This window comes from Patulibacter brassicae, from assembly GCF_033949425.1.
GTDB lineage: Bacteria > Actinomycetota > Thermoleophilia > Solirubrobacterales > Solirubrobacteraceae > Patulibacter > Patulibacter brassicae.
Genome location: NZ_JAXAVX010000005.1, coordinates 142,098 through 162,798 on the forward strand (window position 1 = coordinate 142,098; position 20,701 = coordinate 162,798).

At 75.9% G+C, this 20,701-nt stretch carries 18 protein-coding genes; 7 read left to right on the top strand and 11 right to left on the bottom strand.

Annotation, left to right across the window (positions count from 1 at the left end):
- Positions 1–26: 26 nt before the first annotated feature.
- Both SK069_RS11750 and rlmD read right to left on the bottom strand, forming a co-directional pair.
- A complete protein-coding gene (locus SK069_RS11750; RefSeq protein ID WP_319954426.1) occupies positions 27–1,379 on the bottom strand; it encodes an FAD-dependent oxidoreductase in 1,353 nt (450 codons plus the stop codon).
- Between the two features lie 113 nt (positions 1,380–1,492).
- Positions 1,493–3,022 carry a 23S rRNA (uracil(1939)-C(5))-methyltransferase RlmD gene (gene rlmD, locus SK069_RS11755; RefSeq protein WP_319954427.1) on the bottom strand — a complete coding sequence of 510 codons (1,530 nt, stop codon included), beginning with the start codon at positions 3,020–3,022 and terminating at the stop codon, positions 1,493–1,495.
- Positions 3,023–3,452: 430 nt separating this feature from the next.
- On the opposite strand from rlmD, the gene SK069_RS11760 reads away from it, so the two are divergent.
- Together SK069_RS11760 and SK069_RS11765 are read left to right on the top strand one after the other, a co-directional pair.
- Positions 3,453–3,815: a hypothetical protein gene (locus SK069_RS11760; protein WP_319954428.1), complete on the top strand. Its 363-nt coding sequence runs from the start codon at positions 3,453–3,455 to the stop codon at positions 3,813–3,815.
- 10 nt (positions 3,816–3,825) lie between these two features.
- On the top strand, positions 3,826–4,170 hold the full coding sequence (locus SK069_RS11765) for a hypothetical protein (protein WP_319954429.1): 345 nt from the start codon (positions 3,826–3,828) through the stop codon (positions 4,168–4,170).
- A 1,150-nt stretch (positions 4,171–5,320) separates the two neighbouring features.
- Here the strand turns inward: SK069_RS11765 and SK069_RS11770 are convergent.
- Together SK069_RS11770 and argF are read right to left on the bottom strand one after the other, a co-directional pair.
- Entirely contained in the window at positions 5,321–5,791 is a 471-nt protein-coding gene (locus SK069_RS11770) for a hypothetical protein (protein ID WP_319954430.1), read from the bottom strand.
- Positions 5,792–5,814: 23 nt separating this feature from the next.
- Positions 5,815–6,759, bottom strand: coding sequence for an ornithine carbamoyltransferase (argF, locus tag SK069_RS11775; protein ID WP_319954431.1), 945 nt, complete (start codon positions 6,757–6,759; stop codon positions 5,815–5,817).
- Between the two features lie 159 nt (positions 6,760–6,918).
- Here argF and SK069_RS11780 point away from each other — a divergent pair, with 159 nt between their 5' ends.
- Together SK069_RS11780 and SK069_RS11785 are read left to right on the top strand one after the other, a co-directional pair.
- Positions 6,919–9,723, top strand: coding sequence for an FG-GAP repeat domain-containing protein (locus tag SK069_RS11780; protein ID WP_319954432.1), 2,805 nt, complete (start codon positions 6,919–6,921; stop codon positions 9,721–9,723).
- A 155-nt stretch (positions 9,724–9,878) separates the two neighbouring features.
- The gene (locus SK069_RS11785) at positions 9,879–10,583 is read left to right on the top strand and encodes an endonuclease/exonuclease/phosphatase family protein (RefSeq protein ID WP_319954433.1); all 705 of its coding nucleotides are present in this window, start codon (positions 9,879–9,881) and stop codon (positions 10,581–10,583) included.
- A 60-nt stretch (positions 10,584–10,643) separates the two neighbouring features.
- Here the strand turns inward: SK069_RS11785 and SK069_RS11790 are convergent, their stop codons facing one another.
- The 4 genes from SK069_RS11790 to SK069_RS11805 all read right to left on the bottom strand — a co-directional run bounded on the left by SK069_RS11790 (position 10,644) and on the right by SK069_RS11805 (position 13,895).
- Positions 10,644–11,834, bottom strand: coding sequence for a hypothetical protein (locus SK069_RS11790; protein WP_319954434.1), 1,191 nt, complete (start codon positions 11,832–11,834; stop codon positions 10,644–10,646).
- A 111-nt stretch (positions 11,835–11,945) separates the two neighbouring features.
- The gene (locus SK069_RS11795) at positions 11,946–12,440 is read right to left on the bottom strand and encodes an ester cyclase (RefSeq protein ID WP_319954435.1); all 495 of its coding nucleotides are present in this window, start codon (positions 12,438–12,440) and stop codon (positions 11,946–11,948) included.
- Entirely contained in the window at positions 12,440–13,258 is an 819-nt protein-coding gene (locus tag SK069_RS11800; protein ID WP_319954436.1) for a thiazole synthase, read from the bottom strand. Before SK069_RS11800 ends, SK069_RS11795 begins: the two co-directional genes overlap by 1 nt.
- A gap of 22 nt (positions 13,259–13,280) precedes the next feature.
- On the bottom strand, positions 13,281–13,895 hold the full coding sequence (locus SK069_RS11805; protein ID WP_319954437.1) for a TetR/AcrR family transcriptional regulator: 615 nt from the start codon (positions 13,893–13,895) through the stop codon (positions 13,281–13,283).
- Between the two features lie 82 nt (positions 13,896–13,977).
- Between SK069_RS11805 and SK069_RS11810 the strand changes: the two genes are divergently transcribed.
- Positions 13,978–14,868, top strand: coding sequence for an alpha/beta fold hydrolase (locus SK069_RS11810; RefSeq protein ID WP_319954438.1), 891 nt, complete (start codon positions 13,978–13,980; stop codon positions 14,866–14,868).
- A gap of 138 nt (positions 14,869–15,006) precedes the next feature.
- Positions 15,007–16,023 (top strand): M48 family metallopeptidase, encoded by a 1,017-nt coding sequence (locus SK069_RS11815; RefSeq protein WP_319954439.1) that lies wholly within the window; start codon positions 15,007–15,009, stop codon positions 16,021–16,023.
- 65 nt (positions 16,024–16,088) lie between these two features.
- Here the strand turns inward: SK069_RS11815 and SK069_RS11820 are convergent, their stop codons facing one another.
- Positions 16,089–16,964, bottom strand: a complete 876-nt coding sequence (locus tag SK069_RS11820) for an aldo/keto reductase (RefSeq protein WP_319954440.1) — start codon at positions 16,962–16,964, stop codon at positions 16,089–16,091.
- Positions 16,965–17,125: 161 nt separating this feature from the next.
- On the opposite strand from SK069_RS11820, the gene SK069_RS11825 reads away from it, so the two are divergent.
- The gene (locus SK069_RS11825; RefSeq protein WP_319954441.1) at positions 17,126–18,544 is read left to right on the top strand and encodes a calcium-binding protein; all 1,419 of its coding nucleotides are present in this window, start codon (positions 17,126–17,128) and stop codon (positions 18,542–18,544) included.
- A 669-nt stretch (positions 18,545–19,213) separates the two neighbouring features.
- Here the strand turns inward: SK069_RS11825 and thiS are convergent.
- Together thiS and thiO are read right to left on the bottom strand one after the other, a co-directional pair.
- Complete coding sequence (gene thiS / locus SK069_RS11830; protein WP_319954442.1) at positions 19,214–19,420, bottom strand: sulfur carrier protein ThiS; 207 nt, start codon at positions 19,418–19,420, stop codon at positions 19,214–19,216.
- Entirely contained in the window at positions 19,413–20,606 is a 1,194-nt protein-coding gene (thiO, locus tag SK069_RS11835; protein WP_319954443.1) for a glycine oxidase ThiO, read from the bottom strand. Before thiO ends, thiS begins: the two co-directional genes overlap by 8 nt.
- Between the last annotated feature and the right edge of the window lie 95 nt (positions 20,607–20,701).

Below are 20,701 nucleotides of genomic sequence, written 5' to 3' on the forward strand. Positions count from 1 at the left end.
CGGCCGGCCGCCCCCGGGGGCGCCGCTCAGCGGTCCAGGGCGGCGACGCGGTCGGCGAGGAGCTCCGCGAGCGCCAGCGACGAGGTCGCGGCCGGGCTGGGGGCGTTGCGCACGTGCAGGCCCGCGGGGGTCTCGTCGATCCGGAAGTCGTCGACGAGCGTGCCGTCGCGCCCGACGGCCTGCGCGCGGACGCCGGCGGGGTGCGGTCCGGCGGCGACGTGCTCGGGACGCAGCGCCGGCACGTACGCCGCCGCGGCGCGCAGCAGCCGCTCCGGCCGCGCCGCCGTGGCGGCCTCGTCGAGCGCGGTGCGCCACCAGCGCCGACCGACCCGCCACGTCCCGGGCCAGCCGAGCGTCGCGCGCAGCTCGCCCCCGCCGGGACGCCACGCCCGCCGCAGCCGGTAGCCGTCGCGTCGGCCGACGAGCAGGGCGGTCGGCCCGAGCCACAGCTCGCCGTGGACGGTCCGCGTCAGGTGCACGCCGAGGAACGGCAGCGACGGATCGGGCACCGGGTAGATCAGGCCGCGGACGAGCGCCGTCGCCTCGTCGGCGAGCCGCAGGTACCCGCCGCGGAACGGCACGATCCGGGGATCGGCGTCGGCGCCGTCGAGGACCGCGAGGCGGTCGCTCCAGAGCCCGGCGCAGCCGACGATCCGGCGTGCCCGCACGCTGTCCTGCGCCGGCGGTGCCCCGGGACGCGCACGGTCCCCCGGGCGTGGCGGGCGAGCCTCGCCTCCCGAGGCGCGGCCGCCACGCGCGTCCGCGCCGACGGGCCTCGCTCCCGGGTGGTCCGCCACGAGCGTCACCGCGCCGCCCGGACCGGCGTCGCGACGCAGCGCGGCGACCGCGAAGCCGGTCTGGACCGCGCCGCCCGCGGCCACGACGTCGGCGGCGAGCGCCCGGGCCACGGCGGCGAAGTCGCAGATGCCCGTCGCGGGGCTGTGCAACGCGGCGACGCCGGTCGCGTGGGGCTCGAACTCCGCGATCGCGGCGGGACCCTCGAGCCGCCGCAGGCCGGGCACGCCGTTGGCGCGCCCCCGGCGCTCGAGCTCGTCGAGCGCCGCCCGCTCGCCGTCGTGGCGGGCGACGATGAGCTTGCCGCAGCGCTCGACGGGGATGCCGTGGCGTGCGCAGTGCTCCTCCAGCAACGCCCGGCCGCGGACGCAGGCCCGGGCCTTCAGGCTCCCCGGCGGGTAGTAGATGCCCGCGTGCAGGACCCCGGAGGAGTGCGAGGTCTGGTGCGCGGCGACCGCCGGCTCCCGCTCGAGCACGATGACCCGGCGGTGCGGGTCGCGGCGCTGCAGCTCCCGCGCGAGGGCCAGGCCGACGATGCCCGCGCCGACGATCGCGACGTCCCAGGTGGCGCTCGCGGAGCTCACCGGGGGATCATCGCGCGACCCGCGTGCCGGCCCCGTGCCGGCCTGACCCGCAGGTGCGACGACGCGCCGCGCCGCGGCCCCGGACGACCCTCGGCCCCGCGGATCGGGCGGCGTCAGCCGACCCGGTCGAGCACCGCGACGCACTCCACGTGCGGCGTCTGCGGGAACAGGTCGACCGGCTGGACGCGGCGCAGGACGTAGCCGGCCTCGACGATCCGCGCCGCGTCGGGCGCGAGCGTCGTGGGGTTGCAGGAGACGTAGACGATCCGCTTCGGCGACGCCTCCGCGACGCGCCGGCAGACGCGGGGCCCGAGGCCGGCGCGCGGCGGGTCGACGATCAGGACGTCCGGGCGCCCGGCGGCCTCGACCGCGTCCGGCAGGCCGGTGCGGGCGTCGGCCGCGAGGAACCGCGCGTTGCGGATGTCGTTCAGCTCGGCGTTCTTCAGCGCGTCCTGGATCGCCTGCTCGACGATCTCCACGCCGATGAGCTCGCCGGCGCGATGGGCCATCGTCAGGCCGACGGCGCCGCTGCCGCAGTAGAGGTCGAACAGCCGCTCCCAGCCCTGCAGTCCGGTGTACTCCGCCGCGATGCCGTAGAGGCGCTCGGCCATCTCGGTGTTCGTCTGGAAGAAGCTCTCCGGCCCGATCCGCAGCCGCAGGCCGCAGAGCTCCTCGTGGAGGTACGCCTGCCCCGACACGATCTCGGTGTCGCCGCCGTAGGTCGTCTCCCCCACGTCGTGCATCTGCGTCCAGAGGACGCCGGTCGGCGGCTCGGGGAGCGTCTCGCTCAGGTGGGTGGCGAGGCCGAGCGCGTCGAACTCGCCGACGCTCGTGACGATCCGGACCTGCAGCTCGCCGGTGCGGATCCCCTCGCGGACGACGAGGTTGCGCAGGAACCCCTGCTGCAGCTTGCGGTCGTAGGCCGACAGCCCCTGCTCGGCGCACCACGCGTGGACGGCGCGCCGGGCGGCGTTGCCGGCCTCCGACGCCAGCAGGCAGTCCTCGATGTGCTCGATCCGCTGCCACGACCCCGGGGCGTGGAACCCGCACAGCAGCGCGCCGTCCGGCGCCTCGCCGAACGAGTACTCGAGCTTGTTGCGGTACCGCCATTCCGCGACCGCGGGGACGATCGGCAGGATCTCGGCGTCCGCGTGCCCACCGAGGCGCCGCAGCGCGTCCTCCACCTGCTCCTGCTTGATCTCGAGCTGGCGGGCGTAGGGCAGGACCTGCCACGGCGCACCGGGGTGGTCGGCGACCGGGTCGATCCGCTCCGGCGACGGGCTGACGATCTCCTCGACGACCGCCTCGCCGTAGTCCCGCTTGCGCTTCGACACGCGGGCGCGGACGCGATCGCCGGGGATGCCGCCCCGCACGAAGACGACCCAGCCCGCGGGGGTCCGGGCGACGCCGTTGCCGCCGTGCGCGAGCGAGGCGACGTCGAGCTCGAGGACCTCGCCGCGCTGCGGGCGCGCCGCCCGCGGCGTGCGCGGACGCCCGTCGCGGTCGGCCGTCGCGGGACCGTCGGCGGTCACCGAGCCCGGCGCGTCACCGTTGCCGGCCGCCTCGGGGGTCGCCGGCGACGGCGTTCCGCCGGCCGGCGCGGGCGTCGGGTCGGCGGACGCGGGATCGGGAGCAGCGGCCATCGAGCAAGGGTGACAGGCGGCGTCGGGACGCGACCGGCGGGGCCCTGCCAGGCGGGCGTCGGGACGCGACGGGCGGGCCCCTCACTCCTCCTACACGCCATCCACGCTGCCCTCAATGGCCTTTCCGTCACCCCACGCGGGGCGTGCGACGCCCGCCAGAAGCTCTCGGAAGCGCCAGCTACTCGTCTCCCTGCGCCAGGAGCGTCGCGGTCACGCCACGTTCCAGGCATGCTTCGGGACCCCGGCCTAGGTTTGCCAATCGTGAACCTCAGGATCGCGCGTGTCCGACCGGTGGCAGTCGTGGCGTCTGTCTGCGTGGGGCTCGGCAGCTTGCCCGCTTCCGCGGCCGTCGCTCAAGATGCAAGAGGCCGATCCTCCGTCTGACCCGTCGGACCCGTCCTTCTCGCAGCGCATTCGGATCGCTCGCCCCGTGGGGCTTCGGAGGGCCGACGGCCGCGCCGGGACGCCTCGCCGGTACACCCATGTCTCAGCCAACTCCGGCTGCGTCAGCCTGTTCGTCAACGGGATCCCGGGGACGGGGCTCGGGTACCACGGCAACATGGCGGGATGCAAGCGCGGAACCCTCTGGCTGCACACCTACGTCAACAACGCCAAGACCGACAAGCGGATCCAAGAGGGCCACGAGAACACCTGCAAGAACACGACGTCCTGCACGGTGCAGGAGCAGATCTACACCGGGAGCACGAAGGTCATCACGATCTACGCGCACGGGATCAACCGGACGACCGGCGGCAACGACACCGCCTGGATCGCGTTCGGCAACGTGGGGTAGCGTGATCTCCTTGGCTGACTACGAGCCGATCGGCGAGCCTCGAGGCGACCAGCGCCTGGGGCTGGCACGCCAGCACTTCGGCTGGCTCCTGGACGTCATCCAACGCAACGGCGACGTGCGCCTCGCGACCGTCAAGCACCAGGAGACGAGCGAGACCACGCTCGCGCTGTTGGTCTCCCCTCGCGACTTCGGCTACGCCTCAGACGAGGCGCGCGAGGCTCTCGTCGGGTCTCGGCCCGCCTGGATCCCCGTCGCCGTGCTCGTCGCCGACGAGCCCGAATCGTTCTCCCAGAACTGGGAGATCCTCGACGACGGTGACCCCGATCGGCCGTCTGCGGGGTCCAGCGGAGGTTGATCGCGTGCGCCGTGTGAAGGCGTCGGCGGTCCAGTACGCGGCGTCGTTCACGGCGACGTAGCGGAGGAGGTCCTCGGGCGGTAGCTCGTCGCTGAGGCGCCGCGCCTCGAGAGGGCAGGCGGCGGCTGGCGCCGCGCGACGTCGACCGCGCCGGTGAGCCCGGCACGCTCCACGTCGGTAGCGATCGCTTTTCGGGTTTCGAGAGGATCGCCGGTGGTCCAGATCTTGGTGCGGCTGTTGTCGTCGAGTCGATCCATAGACCGCCGAACGCACCTCCGAGCCTCTTGGTCATGGGGCCTTCCAGGAGCGGGATCCGCGCCTGCCATTCCGCCTTCTGGCCAGCGGTCTCCACTACCTGCACGCCGCGGTCTGGCGGGCGCCGGGCTGACGTCGCCCCGGGCGAGGATCCGCGGACGGACGGGGTCGTCGAGCTCGACGTCGCGGCGGCCGACCGACCGTGTCGCGGGACGCGCACCTGCTGCACCCGGGCCGACACGCGGGGCGGAGCCCGAGGACGCCGCCCTCACCGGCGGCCCGTCTGCCTCCGGGCGCGCGCCCCGGGTCGGCCGATCGGAGGCGTTCGAAGGGGACCCGAATCAATCCCGACGCGCCGAGTTGGCATTTCCGGATCGGGTCGTGTAGTCTGCGCCGCGGTCGTGGGAGTTAGGGCAACCTTCCTCCCTCGATGATCACCCCGAGCACCAGCCCCGCCGCCCGCGCCGCCATGACCGCCGTCCCGGACCAGGGACGGCGGGGAGCGAGCGGCGGGGCTGCCCCCGGGGCGTTCGTCGAACCTGCGCGACCACCGACCGTCCTCCGCGCCGTCGGCCTCGGCCGATCGGCGTCGGACGGCAGGGGACCACCGGCACGCCCGCGCATTGAGGGATGCGCGGGACCGGGGCCGGAGCTCTGTGAGGGGAGCTCCGGCCCCGCCCGCCGGTGGGGAACCCTCCGGCCGACGTGCACCGCGTCGATCTCGTCCGCGACGAGCCGGCGCCCTCGACGCTCGACTCCCCATGCGTGCAGGACGGCGCCCTCGAGGATCACCCGGCGACCAGACCGACGTCCTGCAGGTGAGGCGGCGGTGCCCGGACGGTCCAGCGCAGCGACCGCCTGGACCGCCGCACCGCACGGGGTGGGACCCGGTCGGTCAGCCGAGCTTGCGGTCGACCGCCCGGAGGACCGTCTTGCGGTTCCCCGCACGGGCCTCGTGGTCGCGCACGCGACGCAGCTCGGCGGCGGTCAGGCCGTCGAGGGCGGCCACGACCTGCGCGGCCGTCAGGTCGTCGTAGCCCTCGATCGGCAGGCCCGGACGCGCGCCGGCGATCCGCTCGCGGCCCCGGCCGAGCAGCTGCTCCACCTCGCCACGCAGCTCCTCGGTCTGCCGGCGCCCCGCGGCGACGATCGTGCCGGCGAGCTCCTGGGCGTCCTGCCGAGTCATCCGGCCCCGCCGGACGGCGTCCTCGAACGCCTCCTGCACCCGCTCGCCGGTAAGTACGACGCTCTGGGCGAGGAGCTTCGCGACCGCCGTCAGGTGCGCGCCCGTCCCGTCGTCCTCGGCGGACTCGCTGCTCGCGGCGCGGCCGCGGTCCCCCTCGCGGGATCGGGTGTCGTCGGTCATCGCCCTGCGGCCTCTCCGCGAGCCTACCCGACCGCCGACCCGGCCCCGGCGGGCTCGGCGGCGAACGGCCCCGCCTGCAGCGCCCACTCCAGGAGCGCCTTCTGGGCGTGACGGCGGTTCTCGGCCTGGTCCCAGATCCGCTGGCGGTCGCCGTAGAGGACGTCGGCGGTGATCTCCTCGCCCGGGTGGGCCGGCAGGCAGTGCAGGGCGATGGCGCCGGGCGCCGCGGCGTCGAGCAGCGCGTCGTCGACCTGGTACGGGGCCAGGGCGGTGCGGCGGGCGTCGCTGTCGGTGTCGCCCATCGAGACCCAGACGTCCGCGTAGAGGCAGTCCGCGCCGGCCACGCCGGTCCGCGGGTCGCTCGCGAGCGTCGCGGTCGTCTCGTCCGGATCGAGCTGGTAGCCGTCGGGCGCGACGACCGTCACCCGCAGCCCCGCGATCGCGCCGACCAGCGCGATCGAGCGCGCGACGTTGTTGCCGTCGCCGACGTACGCGAGGTGCAGGTCCTCGAACCCGCCGTCGGCGCCGAGGCGCTCGGGGAACGCCTCCTGGAGCGTCAGCAGGTCGGCGACGACCTGGCACGGATGGTGGCCGTCCGTGAGGAGGTTGATCACCGGGATCGCCCCCTCGTCGGCGAGCTCCTCGAGCAGCGCGTCGGCGTTCGTGCGGATGCCGACCGCGTGGACGTGGCGGGAGAGGATCCGCGCGGTGTCCTTCACCGACTCCCCCCGCGAGAGCTGCATCTCGTCGGGGCGCAGCAGCAGCGGGTGGGCGCCGAGCTCGCTGATGCCGACCTCCATCGAGATCCGCGTGCGCGTCGAGGGCTTCTGGAAGATCAGCGCGACCGAGCGGCCGGCGAGGCTGTCGCGACCGAGCGCCGGGTCCGCCTTGAGCGCCGCCGCGCGTCGCAGCACCGCGAGCAGGTCGCTCCGGGTCAGCTCGGTGCCGGTCAGCAGGTGGCGCGTCACCCCGAGAACGTAGCCGGATCGCGCGGTCGAGGCGGGGCGCGAACGTCGTCTCCCAGCCGCCGCCGCGCCGACGGGGCACCGAGCGGGCCCGTGAGATCGAGGGGAATCCCGAGGGTTCCCCCGATTGAGGGTGGCGCATCGGCGCTCGATACTCGCGAGGTGCCGACCCCCGACACCCGTCCGACCGCCCGCCCGACGCCGCCGCGCTCATCCCGCGGGCGACGCCGGCTCCGGGCCGCCGCCGCGCTCGTGACCGCGACCTGCGCCCTCGTGCTCGCCGCGCCGGCCGCCGCCGCCCCCGAGCTCGGCCCGGTCGAGACGCTCTACAACGTGCCCGGCCCCTGGGGGCTCGACGCCGCCGACATGAACGGGGACGGCCGCCTCGACGTCGTCACCGTCGGGTACGCCGACGACCAGGTCCGCGTGGCGCTCCAGCAAGAGGATGGCTCGTTCGGGACGCCGTCCGTCGTCGGGTCCGCCAGCGCGTTCTCGAACGGCCTGGAGGTCGGCGAGCTCGACGGCGACGGTCGTCCCGACATCGCCGTGCACAGCACGGACGGCATGATCCATCCGCTGCGCCAGAACGCCGACGGGACGTTCACCGACGCGCCCTTCGCCCCGCCCCAGACGCTCTTCCGCTCCCTGGGTATCGGGGACGCGAACGACGACGGCCGCAACGACATCGTCGTGGCGACGCCCGGGTCGCTCTGGATCATGCTGCAGCAGGCGAACGGGACGTTCGTCGCCGAGCCGGCGCTCTCCGTCGGCAGCCAGGTGGAGACGATCGACTTCGGGGACGTCGACGGCGACGGCACCACGGAGATCGCCCTGGCCGACTTCACCGCCAGCCGCGTGCACGTCGTCGGGCGGCAGGGCGGATCGTTCGCGATCGAGCACACCTACAACCTCCCGAACTGGCCGTGGTCGGTGGCGGTCGGGGATCTCGACGGCGACGGGCGCGACGAGATCGTCGCCTCGCAGACCGGCGGGCTCGTGATCCTCGAGCACGAGGGCGGGGCGTACACGATCCGCCCGGGCAGCCTGCCGGTCGACTCGGGCACGTTCATCCGCCTCGCGGACTTCGACGGCGACGGGCGTCTCGACATCTTCGCGGTCGGCGACTCCTGGGCGAACCCGACCCGCGCCCAGATCCTGCACCAGCAGGCCGACGGCACCTTCACGGTGACGCACCAGCCCTTCGGAACGACGCTGCAGCCGTGGGCCGTCGCGATCGGCGACATCGACGGCGACGGGAACCCCGACGCCCTGATCGCCAGCGCGGACGACGACCGCGTGGCGCTCCTGCACAACCGGCGCGACACGACCGACCCGGTCATCACCGTCACGACGCCGGTGCAGGACGCCACCTACGCCCGTGGAGCGACGGTGAACGCGGACTTCGCCTGCAGCGACGGCGCCCGCGGCAGCGGTATCGACTCCTGCACCGGCACCGTCGCCGACGGCCAGCCGATCGACACCGCCACCCTCGGCACCAAGACCTTCAAGGTCACCGCCGAGGACGAGGCCGGCAACACCGCCGAGAAGACCGTCACCTACACCGTCGTCGACGACATCGACCCGACGATCACCATCACCACCCCGGTCGACAACGCGACCTACGCCCGCGGCGCCACCGTGAACGCCGACTACGCCTGCGCCGACGAGACCGGCGGCAGCGGCATCGACTCCTGCACCGGCACCGTCGCCGACGGCCAGCCGATCGACACCGCCACCCTCGGCACCAAGACCTTCAAGGTCACCGCCGAGGACGAGGCCGGCAACACCGCCGAGAAGACCGTCACCTACACCGTCGTCGACGAGACCGACCCGTCGATCGACATCGACTCCCCGACCGACGACGCGCCCTACGCGCGGGGGGCGACGGTCCTCGCCGACTTCCTCTGCGCCGACGACGAGGGCGGCTCCGGCCTGACGTCGTGCGTCGGGACCGTCGCGGACGGGCAGCCGATCGACACCGCCACCCTCGGCACGAAGACCTTCAAGGTCACCGCCGAGGACGAGGCCGGCAACACCGCCGAGAGGACCGTCGAGTACACCGTCACCGACCAGACCGACCCGACGATCGAGCTCACGACGCCCGTCGACGGGGCGACCTACGTGCGCGGCGCGACGGTGAGCGCCGACTACGCCTGCGCCGACGAGGCCGCCGGCAGCGGCATCGCCGCGTGCACCGGCACGGTCCCGAACGGCGAGCCGATCGACACGGGCAGCGCCGGAGCGAAGACGTTCACGGTGACCGCGAAGGACGCCGCAGGCAACAGCGCGTCGAAGACCGTCTCCTACACCGTCAGCGAGCCGGCGACCGACCCGACGCCGGACCCGCAGCCCCCCGTGCCCGGCCCGCGCGAGGACGCGGCGCCGCCGGCGCCCGAGCCCGTCCCGTCGTGCCGCACGCCGTTCGTGACGATCGTCGACCTGCGCCCGAGCGGCAGCGTCGCGAAGCCGCGCACGACGCTCCTCGCGGTCGCCTCGACGAGCCTCGCCGGACGGACGGTCGCGGTGCGCCGCGACGGCCGTCAGGTCGGCACGGGTCGCATCGGCGCCGACGGCCGGATCAGCGTCACGGTCCCGGCGCCGGCCGGTGCGAAGGCCCGGGCCCGCGCCCGGTACCGGCTGGTCGTCGGCGACGTGCGGTCGCTCTCGCTGAAGGCCGCCCGCCAGGCGACGATCTCGCAGCGCAAGACCCTGTCCGGTGGGCGACTGCAGGTCACCGGCCGGATCCTCGGCGTGCGTCGCGCGACGACCATCACCGTCGAGTCGACGCCGGTCTGCGGCGACGGGCGTGCCCGGAAGACGCGGATCCGCACCGACCGTCGCGGGGGCTTCCGCGTGACGCTCGCCGCGCCGAGCGGCACGACGACCGCCCTGACCTACCGCGTCCGCTACGCCAACCGGACGGTGACGCTTCCGGTGCTCCTCACCGTGCCGGGCCGCACCCGCTGAGCCGATCGTGGGAGCCGGCACGCCGGCTCCCACGATCGGCGGTCCCGGTCGGGCGTCTCCGCGTGGTCGTCCGGACCGCGTCGTCGGCCGGCCGCGGTCGCGCGCGGCACCGCCCATCCGCCCGCGCCGGCCACCCGATCCGCGAGGATCGCCTCGTGCGGGTGCTCGTCTGGAACCTCTTCCACGGTCGCGCGGACCCGCCCGCCGGACGGCCGCTGCTGCACGAGTTCGCGACCGCGATCGACGGCTGGGCGTGGGACGTCGCCCTGCTGCAGGAGGTGCCGCCGTGGTGGCCCGCGCCGCTGGCCCGCGCCACCGGCGCGGCGTGGCGCGCGGCGCCGACGTCGCGCAACGCCTGCTTGCCGGTGCGCCGCGCGATCGCCGCCCGTCGGCCCGACCTGCTGAAGAGCAACGGCGGCGGCGCGAACGCGATCCTCGTCCGCGGGCCGCTGGCCATCACCGCGCACGCCCGTCGACGCCTGCGCCTGCGGCCGGAGCGGCGCGTCGTCCACGCCGTCCGGCTGCGCGACGCCGCCGGGCGTCCGCGGTGGGTCGGCAACGTCCACGCGCAGCTCGGCGGGTGGGAGGACGCCGCCGCGATGCACCGGCCGCGGACCGACGCCGTCGCAGCGCTCGCGGCGCTGGAGCGCTGGTCCGGCGGTGCGCCGGCGCTGCTCGGCGGCGACCTGAACCTGCCGGCGGCCGCGGTTCGCGACCTCCTGCCGGACGGGTGGTCGTGGCTCGGGGGCCACGGCCCGGACCACGTCGTCGCCCGCGGCCCGCGCCGCGTCGCCGCCACGAGCCCGGACGCCGGGACGCTGTCGGACCACCGGCCGCTGCTGCTGACGACCGACGGCTGAGCCGGGGTCTCGGGCGATCTTCCCGTCCGCCCCGCACGACGGAGGCGGGGCCGGTTCCGGTCAGGCGTCCCCGCGCGAGCTCGGGACCGGCAGCCGCCAGGAGAGCGCGGCGGCGATCCGCCGCCGGTCCTCGTCGAGCAGCGCCGTCCCGTCCTCGGCGAAGCGCTGGAGCCGCCCGGCCTCGACGACGACCGCGCGGTGGACCGGCACGGGATCGGTCGTCCGGCCGCCGGCGTCGACCGCGATCACGGCGATCACCGGCCCCGGCCCGAGACCCGCCTCGAGCAGGAGCTCCGCCACGAGATCGCGCCGGTGCTCGAGCCGCTCGAGCGTCATCGTCTCGTCGTGCCCGTCGACCCACAGGCGCCCCTCGGCGTCGACCCGCGCCGCGCCCGCCAGGCGCAGGACGACGAGCACCCCGACCGGCGCCACGAGCAGCCGGTCGATCGGCCCGCCGTGCGGTCCGGGCAGGCGTCGCCCGCCGAGGTCGAGGACCTCCTCGTCGTCGGGCAGGACGGCCGGCAGGGCGACCTCGAGCGGCAGGGCGTCGGGGACGCGCAGCCCCGGCGGCAGCGCGGGCAGCCCCCAGTCCGGGCCGGCGCGGCGCCGCGCGATGACGATGAGGCGCACGAGCCCGACGAGCACGCCGATCGCCACGAGCACCGAGCTGGCCAGCACGAGCAGCCCCTCCTCGTCGCTGCCCATCGGTCCGCTGTCGCTCGGGATCGCGACGGCGACGGTCTGCAGGACGCGCGGTGCGCCGCCGCCGTGGACGAGCTGGACGCAGAGCCGACCCGGGACGCGGGGGCCGAGGTCGAGGTCGCCGGTGCTGCGGATCCGCCGGCCGATCGGCAGCGGGGCGCCCGGCGCGGGCCCGGTGACGGCCCGCCAGCCGATCGCGACGCTGCCGGGCGGCGGCGTGATCCGCGCGGCGGCGTCGACCGGCGGCAGCGGGCAGCGGCCGTCGTCGCGGCCGAGCACCGACAGCGTCGTCGGCCCGGGCACGTCCCCGACGCGGACGCGCCCGGTGATCGCCAGCCGCATGCGGTCGTCGGTGCGCTCGACGAACGCGCGGAGCGGCGCGAACCGCGGACCCCCGCCCCCGGCGCTCTCCGTGTGGGACCCCAGCGGCCCGAGGAAGAGCAGCGACGCGACGAGCCCACCCACGACGAGCAGCGCGGCGGCGACGAGGAAGCGGTCCGGCCGGTGGCCGGACGCGGACGGGTGCGGGTCGGGCGGCGCGTCGCCCATCACCCGAGACTACGCCCGCTCCGGCCCGGCGGACGCGGATCGTTCGTCCATCGTCGACCGCCCGCGACGCGCCACGGCGGACACCCGTCCCGCCCGGGGCCGCGGCGACGATCAGCGGCCGCGCAGGATGCCGAAGCCCTGGAGGGCCCGGATCGCCCGGTCGCCGACCGTCCCGGCCTCCGGCAGGACGCCGAGCTGCACGCAGGCCTCGTACCGGTCCACGAACAGCCGCGCCCGCCACAGCCGGCGCCCGGCGAGATCCAGCTCGCAGACGAGCATGCCGTGCACGTGCGCGAAGCGCTCCGTCGGCGGCAGCGGTCCGAGCGGCCCCCGGTGGTCGCCGAGCAGCCGCAGCGGCAGCGCGACGATCCGCCCGCCGTCGTGCAGGCACGGCCCCGTCGACTCGACCCGGCCCTCCGGGAACGCCTGCCAGAGCAACGCGAGGTGGTCGGCCAGCGCGTCCGGCCCCCGCAGCGGCCCCGGCAGGAACGGGTCCTCGTAGTGGACGTCGTGGGCGACGGCGTCGGCGACGAGGCGCCGGTCGCGGCCCCCGATCGCGTCGAGGATCCGGCGGGCGAGCGCGTCGCCGTCCAGCGATCCCGCCATCAGAAGGACGGGGTGCCCGGCACCGGCGTCGAGGGCAGCGCGTGCGTGCGCCGCGGGATCCGGCCGGCGAGGCGCGCGTGGCGGCCCGCCTCGACCCCCAGGCGGATCGCCCGCGCCATCCGCACGGGGTCCTCCGCGCGGCTGATCGCGGTCGCGCAGAGGACCGCGTCGCAGCCGAGCTCGAGCGCGAGCGCGGCCTCCGACGCCGTCCCGATCCCGGCGTCGAGCACGACCGGCACCCCGGCGCGCTCCACGATGAGCTCGATGTTGTGCGGGTTGCGGATGCCGAGCCCGGACCCGATCGGCGAGCCGAGCGGCATCACCGCGGCGCAGCCGACGTCCTCCAGCCGCCGGGCGAGGATCGGGTCGTCGTTCGTGTACGGCAGGACGACGAAGCCGTCGGCGACGAGCTCCTCGGCGGCGGCGAGCAGCTCGACGGCGTCGGGCAGCAGCGTCCGGTCGTCGCCGATGACCTCGAGCTTCACGAGCTCGGTCCCGAACGCCTCGCGCGCGAGCTTCGCCGTGAGGACCGCGTCGCGGGCCGTGTAGCACCCGGCGGTGTTCGGCAGGACCTGCACGCCCGCCCGCTCGATCGCCGTCACGAGCGCTCCGGAGCGGTCCTCGTTGGCCACCCGCCGCAGCGCGACGGTCACGAGCTCGGTGCCCGACACGGCGATCGCGTCCTCGAGCGCCTGCAGCCGCGCGAAGCCGCCGGTCCCCAGCAGCAGCCGGGAGCCGAAGGTGCGCTCGCCGATCCGCAGCGGATCGGCGGCCGGTTCGAGCCGCTCGGCGGCGGCGGTGGGGCTCGGCGCGGGCATCTGCTCCAGCGTAGCTCGCCGCTCAGCCCTCGACGGCCAGCGCCCGGGCCAGGCGCGTGAGCACGTCGGTCATCTCCGCCCGCGCTCGCTCGGCGTCCGGCGCCCGCGCGACGTAGAGCGCGGCCTCGTCGGCGGCCCCGATGATGACGTGCACGAGCGGACGCGGCGGCTGCGGCGGGAGCCGCCCGAGCTCGATCGCGTGGACGACGAGCGCCTCGACGACCCCGATCGCGTGCTGCTCGCCGATCGCGCGCCAGCGCTCCCAGCCCAGCACGGACGGCGCCTCGATGAGCGCCAGGCGCGCCACCTCGGGATCGGCGCAGACCTCGAGCCATCCCTCCATCGCCCGGACCATGACGTCGATCGGGTCGGCGTCGGCCGCGAGATCCTGCGCGACGAGGGCGCCGAGGCGCGCCATGACGTCGACCTCGACCGCCTCGAAGACGGCGGCGAAGAGCTCGGTCTTGTCGGCGAACTGGTGGTACATCGCGCCGCGGGTCACGCCCGCCGCGCGGACGATCGCCTCCGTCCCTACGCCGCCGAAGCCGTGCTCGGCGAAGAGCGGACGGGCGGCGTCCACGAGGGCGCGCTTCGTCGTGGCCGAGCGATCGGCCTGGGTGCGGCGGTTGACTTCCATACAGGCAGTACGTATGTTTCGGGACAACCTCCCGACAGGCTGCACGGAAAGGTAGTCGGGATCGCGACCCACGGAGGACCGGATGCCCACCATCGACCTGCCCCAGGGCCCGATCGAGTACCGAGAGGCCGGACCCGCGGGCGCCCCGCGCCCCGTCCTGTTCGTCCACGGCGCCCTCGTCGACGCGCGACTGTGGACCGGGGTCGCCGACGCGCTGGCCGCCCGCGGCGTGCGGTCGATCGCGCCGACGCTGCCGCTCGGCTCGCACCGCCTGCCGATGCGGCCCGACGCCGACCTCGCCCCGCGGGGGATCGCGCGCCTGCTGCTCGACCTCATCGCCGCGCTCGACCTCGACGACGTCACGATCGTGGCCAACGACAGCGGCGGTGCGATCAGCCAGATGCTCCTCGACCTCGACGCCTCCCGGATCGGCCGGCTCGTGCTGACGAACTGCGACGCCTTCGAGACGTTCCCGCCGTTCCCGTTCAACGTCGTCTTCCACCTCATGGCCTCGCGGTGGCGGATGCGGCCGCTGCTGGCGGCGATGCGGGCACGACCCCTGCGGCACTCGCCGCTGGCGTTCGGGATGCTCAGCGAGCGACCGGACCCCGCGCTCACCCGCTCGTGGATCGAGCCCGGCGCCACCGACCCGGGCATCCGCGCCGACACGCTGCGCCTGTTGCGCGGGGTGCGCCCGGCCGAGCTGCGCGTCGCGACGGAGCGCCTCGTCCGCTTCGACCGCCCGGCGCTGCTCGTCTGGGGCGACGCGGATCGGTTCTTCACCCCCGAGCTCGGGCGGCGCGTCGCCGCGCTCCTCCCGGACTCGCGGTTCGTCCCGATCCCCGGCGGGCGGACGTTCGTCGCCCTCGACCGCCCGGAGGAGGTCGCGCGCACCATCGCCGACTGGCTCGAGGAGCGATCGCCGGTGCTCGCCGGTACCGCCGGGCCGGACGCAGCGCCCGCCACGGCCTGACCGGACACCGCCCGACGACGGGGCGACCGGGCGGGGCGGCGGCCCCGCCCGACCCGCGTCGCGACGCGGGCGACGCGCCGGGTCGACGATCGGTCCTGGCGTGTCGCCACGCACCGCCACGCCCCGTAGCCTGCGCGCATGAGCGACGAGTCCCCCGTCCTCGGGTACCAGCTGCGCGATCTCGACGATCGCGTCCTGCGCCACCCGGCCGACCGCGCCGCCACCGCCGCGCTGAAGCAGATCCCCGGGCTGGACGGGCTGCTGCGCAAGCTCATCGAGCTCGGCTACGAGCGGGCGCTGCACCAGCAGCTGCTCGCCTCGTCCGTCCGCCTCGGGCCCCAGCAGCTGCCGGAGACCTGGACGCTGCACCACGCCGCCTTCGCGACGCTCGCCGTCGACCCGGTCCCGGACCTCTACCTCACGGCGTTCCCGCTGGCGAACGCGGCGACGATCGGCTCGACGGAGCCGCTCGTGCTCGTGCGCTCCGAGACGCTCGACCTGCTCGACGCGCACCAGCAGCGCGTCGTCTTCGCCCACGAGGCGGCGCACGTCATGTGCGACCACGTGCTCTACGGCACGGCGCTGCGGATCATCGGGGGGCTCGTGGCGACCGGGGCCGCCGCCGGGCCGCTGCCGACGAAGCTCTCGCTGATCGCCATCCGTCACGCGCTCCTGGAGTGGTCACGGGCGGCGGAGCTCACCTGCGACCGGATCGCGGCGCTCGTCGTGCGCGATCCCCTGCTCGTCTGCCGGACGCTCATGTCGCTGGCGGCCGGCACGGCGTCGGACCGCCTGAACCTCGACGCGTTCCTCGCCCAGGCCGACGACTACGGCCGTCGCGGCCGCAGCCTGCCCGGCCGCTGGACCCGGATGAGCCTCGAGCTCGGCACGACCCACCCGCTGTCGGTCACCCGCGCCCACCAGCTCATGGAGTGGGTGAAGTCCGGCGACTACGAGCGGATCCGCGACGGGGACTACCCCCGCCGCTCCGAGGGCGGCGGTCCGACCGCCGGCGAGGAGGCCTTCGCGGCCGCCGACTACTACAAGGACAAGATCTCCGGCGCGTTCAAGGACATCGCCGGGCAGGCCGAGCAGGCGACGAGGACCGTCAACGACTGGCTGTCGAAGAACCGTCGCCCCGACGACGACGCCTGACCGGGTTCCCGCGTCGGCGCGGGTCCGCAGGGCGGACGCCGGCCGACGCGCGAGCGGCCCGCGGATCAGCCCTCGTCGGGCACCGCGTCGGTCAGGCGCTGCGCCTCCTCGTCGGTGAGCTCGATCGACGCGGCGGCGAGGTTGTCCTCGAGGTGCGCGACGGTCGAGGTCCCGGGGATCGGCAGCATCACCGGCGAGCGGTGCAGGAGCCAGGCGAGGGCGAGCTGCGCCGGGCTGGCGTCGTGCTCGCGGGCCAGCTCGTCGAGCGGCCCGCCCTCGCCGGCGAGCTCGCCGGTGGCCAGCGGGAACCACGGGATGAAGCCGATCCCGACCTCGGTGACGTGCTCCAGCAGCTCCTGGGCGCTCCGGTCGGCGAGGTTGTAGCGGTTCTGGACCGTGGCGATCGTCGCCGTCTCCTGCGCCTCGCGCAGCTCGTCGACGGAGACCTCGGAGAGGCCGATGTGGCCGATCTTGCCCTCGTCCTGCAGCGCCTTGAGCTCGCCGACCTGCTCGGCGACGGGGACCTTCGGGTCGATCCGGTGCAGCTGGAAGAGGTCGATCCGCTCCAGGCCGAGGCGCCGCAGGGACATCTCGGCCTGCTGACGCAGGTACTCCGGACGGCCGACGGGGCGCCAGATGTTCGGCCCGTGCCGGGTGAGCCCCGCCTTCGTCGCGATCACGAGGTCGTCGGCGTAGGGGTGCAGCGCCTCGCGGATGAGCTCCTCCGAGACGTGCGGCCCGTAGGAGTCCGCGGTGTCGATGAACGTCACGCCGAGCTCGACGGCGCGACGCAGGACGCGGCGAGCCTCGTCCGGGTCCCTCGGCGGCCCCCAGACCCCCTCGCCGGTGAGCTGCATCGCGCCGTAGCCGAGGCGGTGGACCGGCAGCTCGCCGCCGATCGAGAAGGTGCCGCTCGCGGCGGCGGAGGTCGAGGTCGTCATGGTGGCTCCTGGGGTCGGGAGGGATCTCCGGGATCGTCGCGCGACGGACGCGTCGGCCCGTCGCCAGGGCGGTTCCGCGCGCCCGGCGGTCGACGCGACGCCGGTGATGCCATGGGGAGTTCCCCCATGTGGTCCCGGATACCCGCTCCTACGGTGGCGCGATGCTCCCCAGATCCCTCCTCGCGGGGCCAGCGCTCGTCGCGCTCGCCCTCGCCGGCTCCGCCTCCCCCGCGGCGGCCGCGCACCTGACCACCGACGGCACGACGCTCGTCGTGCGCGCCGCGCCGGGGGAGCGCAACGACCTCATCGTCCGCACCGACCTCTTCGCGCCGTCGCGGATCGAGGTCTCCGACCTCGTCGGCCTCACCGCCGACGACGGGCTCGGCTGCGAGCCGTCGACCGCGGCGGGGCGCAGCTACCGCTCCTGCCCGGCGGCCGGGCTCGCGGGCGTCCGGGTCGAGGCCGGGGACGGAGACGACGGGGCGATCGTCGCCGGGGCGCTCCCGGTCGCCGGGCCGATCGTCGTCGACGGGGGCGCCGGGGCCGACCGGCTGCGCGGTCCCGATGACGCCGGCACCGGCGTGACGCTGCTCGGCGGCGACGGCGACGACGTGCTCGAGGGCGGAGACGGCCCGGACGTCCTGCGCGGCGGGTCGGGGAACGACCAGCTCGACGGCGGCCGGGGCGACGACCAGGTCCTCGGCGAGGACGGCGACGACCGGCTCGCCGGCGGCCGGTTCGTCGACCGGGACGTCCTCGACGGCGGCGCGGGCACCGACACCATCGACGGCGACTGGTACGACGCGAACGTCGGCGACGTGCCGGTCGCCGTGACGCTCGACGGGGTGGCCGACGACGGACGGCCCGGCGAGGGCGACAACGTCGTCGCCGTCGAGCGGATCCGCACGCGCCAGGTCGCCCGGCTCGTGGCGGGTGCCGACGCCGTCGACTTCGACGTCATCGGCACGCCCGCCGGGAGCACCGAGCTCGTCGGCAGCCCCGGCCCCGACCGGCTGCGCTCCTACGACCACGCCGACGTGATCCGGGCGGGTGCCGGGAACGACGTGATCGACGCCGGCAACGGCGACGACCGGATCGACGCCGGCCCCGGGCAGGACACGGTGCTCGCCGACGCGGGGCCGGGGTCGTGCGACTTCATCGTCTGTCGCGGGCGCTACGGCAACGACGTCGTCGAGGTCCGCGACGGCGAGCGCGACAGCGTCGACTGCGGTCCCGGCGAGGACCGCGTGATCGCCGACCCGATCGACGTGCTGGCCGACTGCGAGCACGTCGAGATCGGCACGCCGACCGGCGACGGGAACGGGAACGGCGGCGCGCCGAAGCCGCCGTCCGGCGGCGGATCGACCCCCAGGCGCGCGTGCACCGTGCCGCGCGTCCGCCGCGGCTCGACGGTCGCCGCCGCGCGCAAGCGCCTGACGAAGGCGAAGTGCCGCGTCGCGAAGCGGACCGTCCGGCGACGCTCGAGCGTCCGTCGCGGCCGGGTCGTGAGCCTCAGCCACCGGGCGGGGCGGCGGACGACCGCCGCGATCGTCATCCGGGTCTCGCGGGGCCGGCGCTGAGCGGACCGGCTGCGAGCGCCGCCCGGGACCGGGACCCGACCGTCACCCGGAGCGCTGCCGGCGGCGAGGCAGGGCGCACCGGCTCCGGGCCCCTGCCGTGGAGGCGCCCGAAGTCGTGGGCCGTTGACCGGGGGCCGGGGGGCGCGCGAGGTCAGAGCGGCCGGGGTTCCGCGAGGACCGTGTCGTCGGACCCGGCGAGCTCCGGCCGGTGGCGCGCGCGGATCGATCGCGCTCGGGGAGATTCGCGGACCGACGGGACGAGGCGCCCGGTCTCCCACCACGCCGCCACGGGCGTCGGGGGACGGCGGCGCTCCTCGCACTCGATGCTGCTCGTGGCACCCATGGGCGCGTCCTTCTCCCGGCCGGATCTCGCGATCGGCCGTCGGGGGTGACTCGCGCGCCGTCGGGCGCGCGAGGGGGGTGTCGACACGGTACGCCCTTCGGCCGGCGACGACCAGGGGCCGAACGGCCAGCGGCCGCTCCGCCATCCGCCGAGTCGCCCCCGGGGCCGCCCGCACGTGCATGCGCGTCCCGGCGCGGGGGTATCCTTCCCGGTCGCCCGGTGCCACGACCCTCGTCGCTCGCCTGGCCCCCGACACGACCCGGTGCACCACCGCTCGCGGCACGACGCCGCGCGGACCGGCGCGGCGTCGTGCCACGCCAGCCCGGTCAGCCGCCCTGCATCGCCGAGACGACCTCGACCCGCTGGTCCTCCGCGAGCCGGCGGTCGTCCCAGGTGCTGCGCGGGGCGACCTCGCCGTCGATCGCGACCGCGAGGCCGCGCGCGGCGTCGGCGACGCCGAGGTCCTCGAGCAGCGCGCGCACGGTCCAGCCCGTCACGGGTCGGGGCTCGCCGTTGACGATCGGGTCAGGCACGGGCGTCCTCCGGCGTCGGGGTCAGGGCGGGACGGGCCGGATCGACGATCGCCTGGAGCGCCTCGTCGGTCGGCCGTCCGAGCATCCGGTCGGCGAGCAGCGTCCCGGTCAGCGGCGCCAGCAGCACGCCGTTGCGGTAGTGGCCGGTCGCCCACCAGAGGCCCGCGAGGCCGGGCGACGGGCCGATCGCCGGGTGGCCGTCCGGGGTCGCGGGCCGCAGGCCGGCGAGCGTCTCGCGCAGCTCGAGCTCCAGCAGGCCCGGGACGAGCTCGGCGCCATCGCGCAGGAGGTCGTGGACCGCCCACGCGGTCGTCGCGTGGTCGAAGCCCCGCTCCTCCGTCGTCGCGCCGAGGACGTAGCGCCCGTCGTCGCGCGGCACGAGGTAGCCGGCACCGAAGCGCAGCACCCGCTCGACCATCCCCGGCCCCTGCGGATCGCGCAGCACGAGCAGCTGGCCCTTCACCGGCCGGACCGGCAGCCGGTCGCGGCCCGGCAGGCCGGGGACGCGTCCCGACCACGATCCGGCCGCGATCACGACGGCCTCGCTGCGCAGCTCGAGGCCGTCGGCCGTGCGGGCCCCGGTGACCCGGGTGCCGTCGTGGAGGAGCTCCTCGACCGCCGAGCCCGGCCCGGTCGCGATCCGGGCCCCGGCGTCGCCGGCGGCGACCGCGAGCGCGCGCACGACCACGCGCGGGTCGACGGCCTGCTCGTCCGGCACGGCGAGGGCGCCGCGCAGCGTCGGTGCGAGCGCCGGCTCGAGCGTCCGCGCCGCGCTCGGCAGCAGCCGCTCGACGGGCAGGCCGAGCCGCTCGCGGATGCCGGCGAAGCGCTCCAGGGCCTCCGCCTCGTCGCGGTCCCGCGCGACGGCGAGCGTCGGGCGGCGCCGCAGCGGCACGACGATGCCGGACGCCGCCTCGAGCTCCGCCGCGTAGCCGGGCCAGCGCGCCAGGGCGGCGCGCCCCAGGGCCAGCTGCTGCGGATCGTCGGGCTCGGCCTCGGTGACCGGGGCGAGCATCCCGGCGGCGACGCGGCTCGTCGCCTGGCCGGGGGCCTCGCGGTCGAGGATCCGCACGCGACAGCCGGCGGCGGCGAGCTCCCAGCCGACGGTCAGGCCGGCGAGCCCCGCGCCGAGGACGAGGACGTCGTCGGGACGGGTCTGGTTCGGCGCGATCGGCAGCTCGGTCACACGTGGTCTCGCTTCGCCGGCACGACCCGGATCAGCTGGTGGCGGTCGGAGCCTGGGCCCCCTCTCAGCGCCTGGCTGGGCGCTCCCGCGAACCG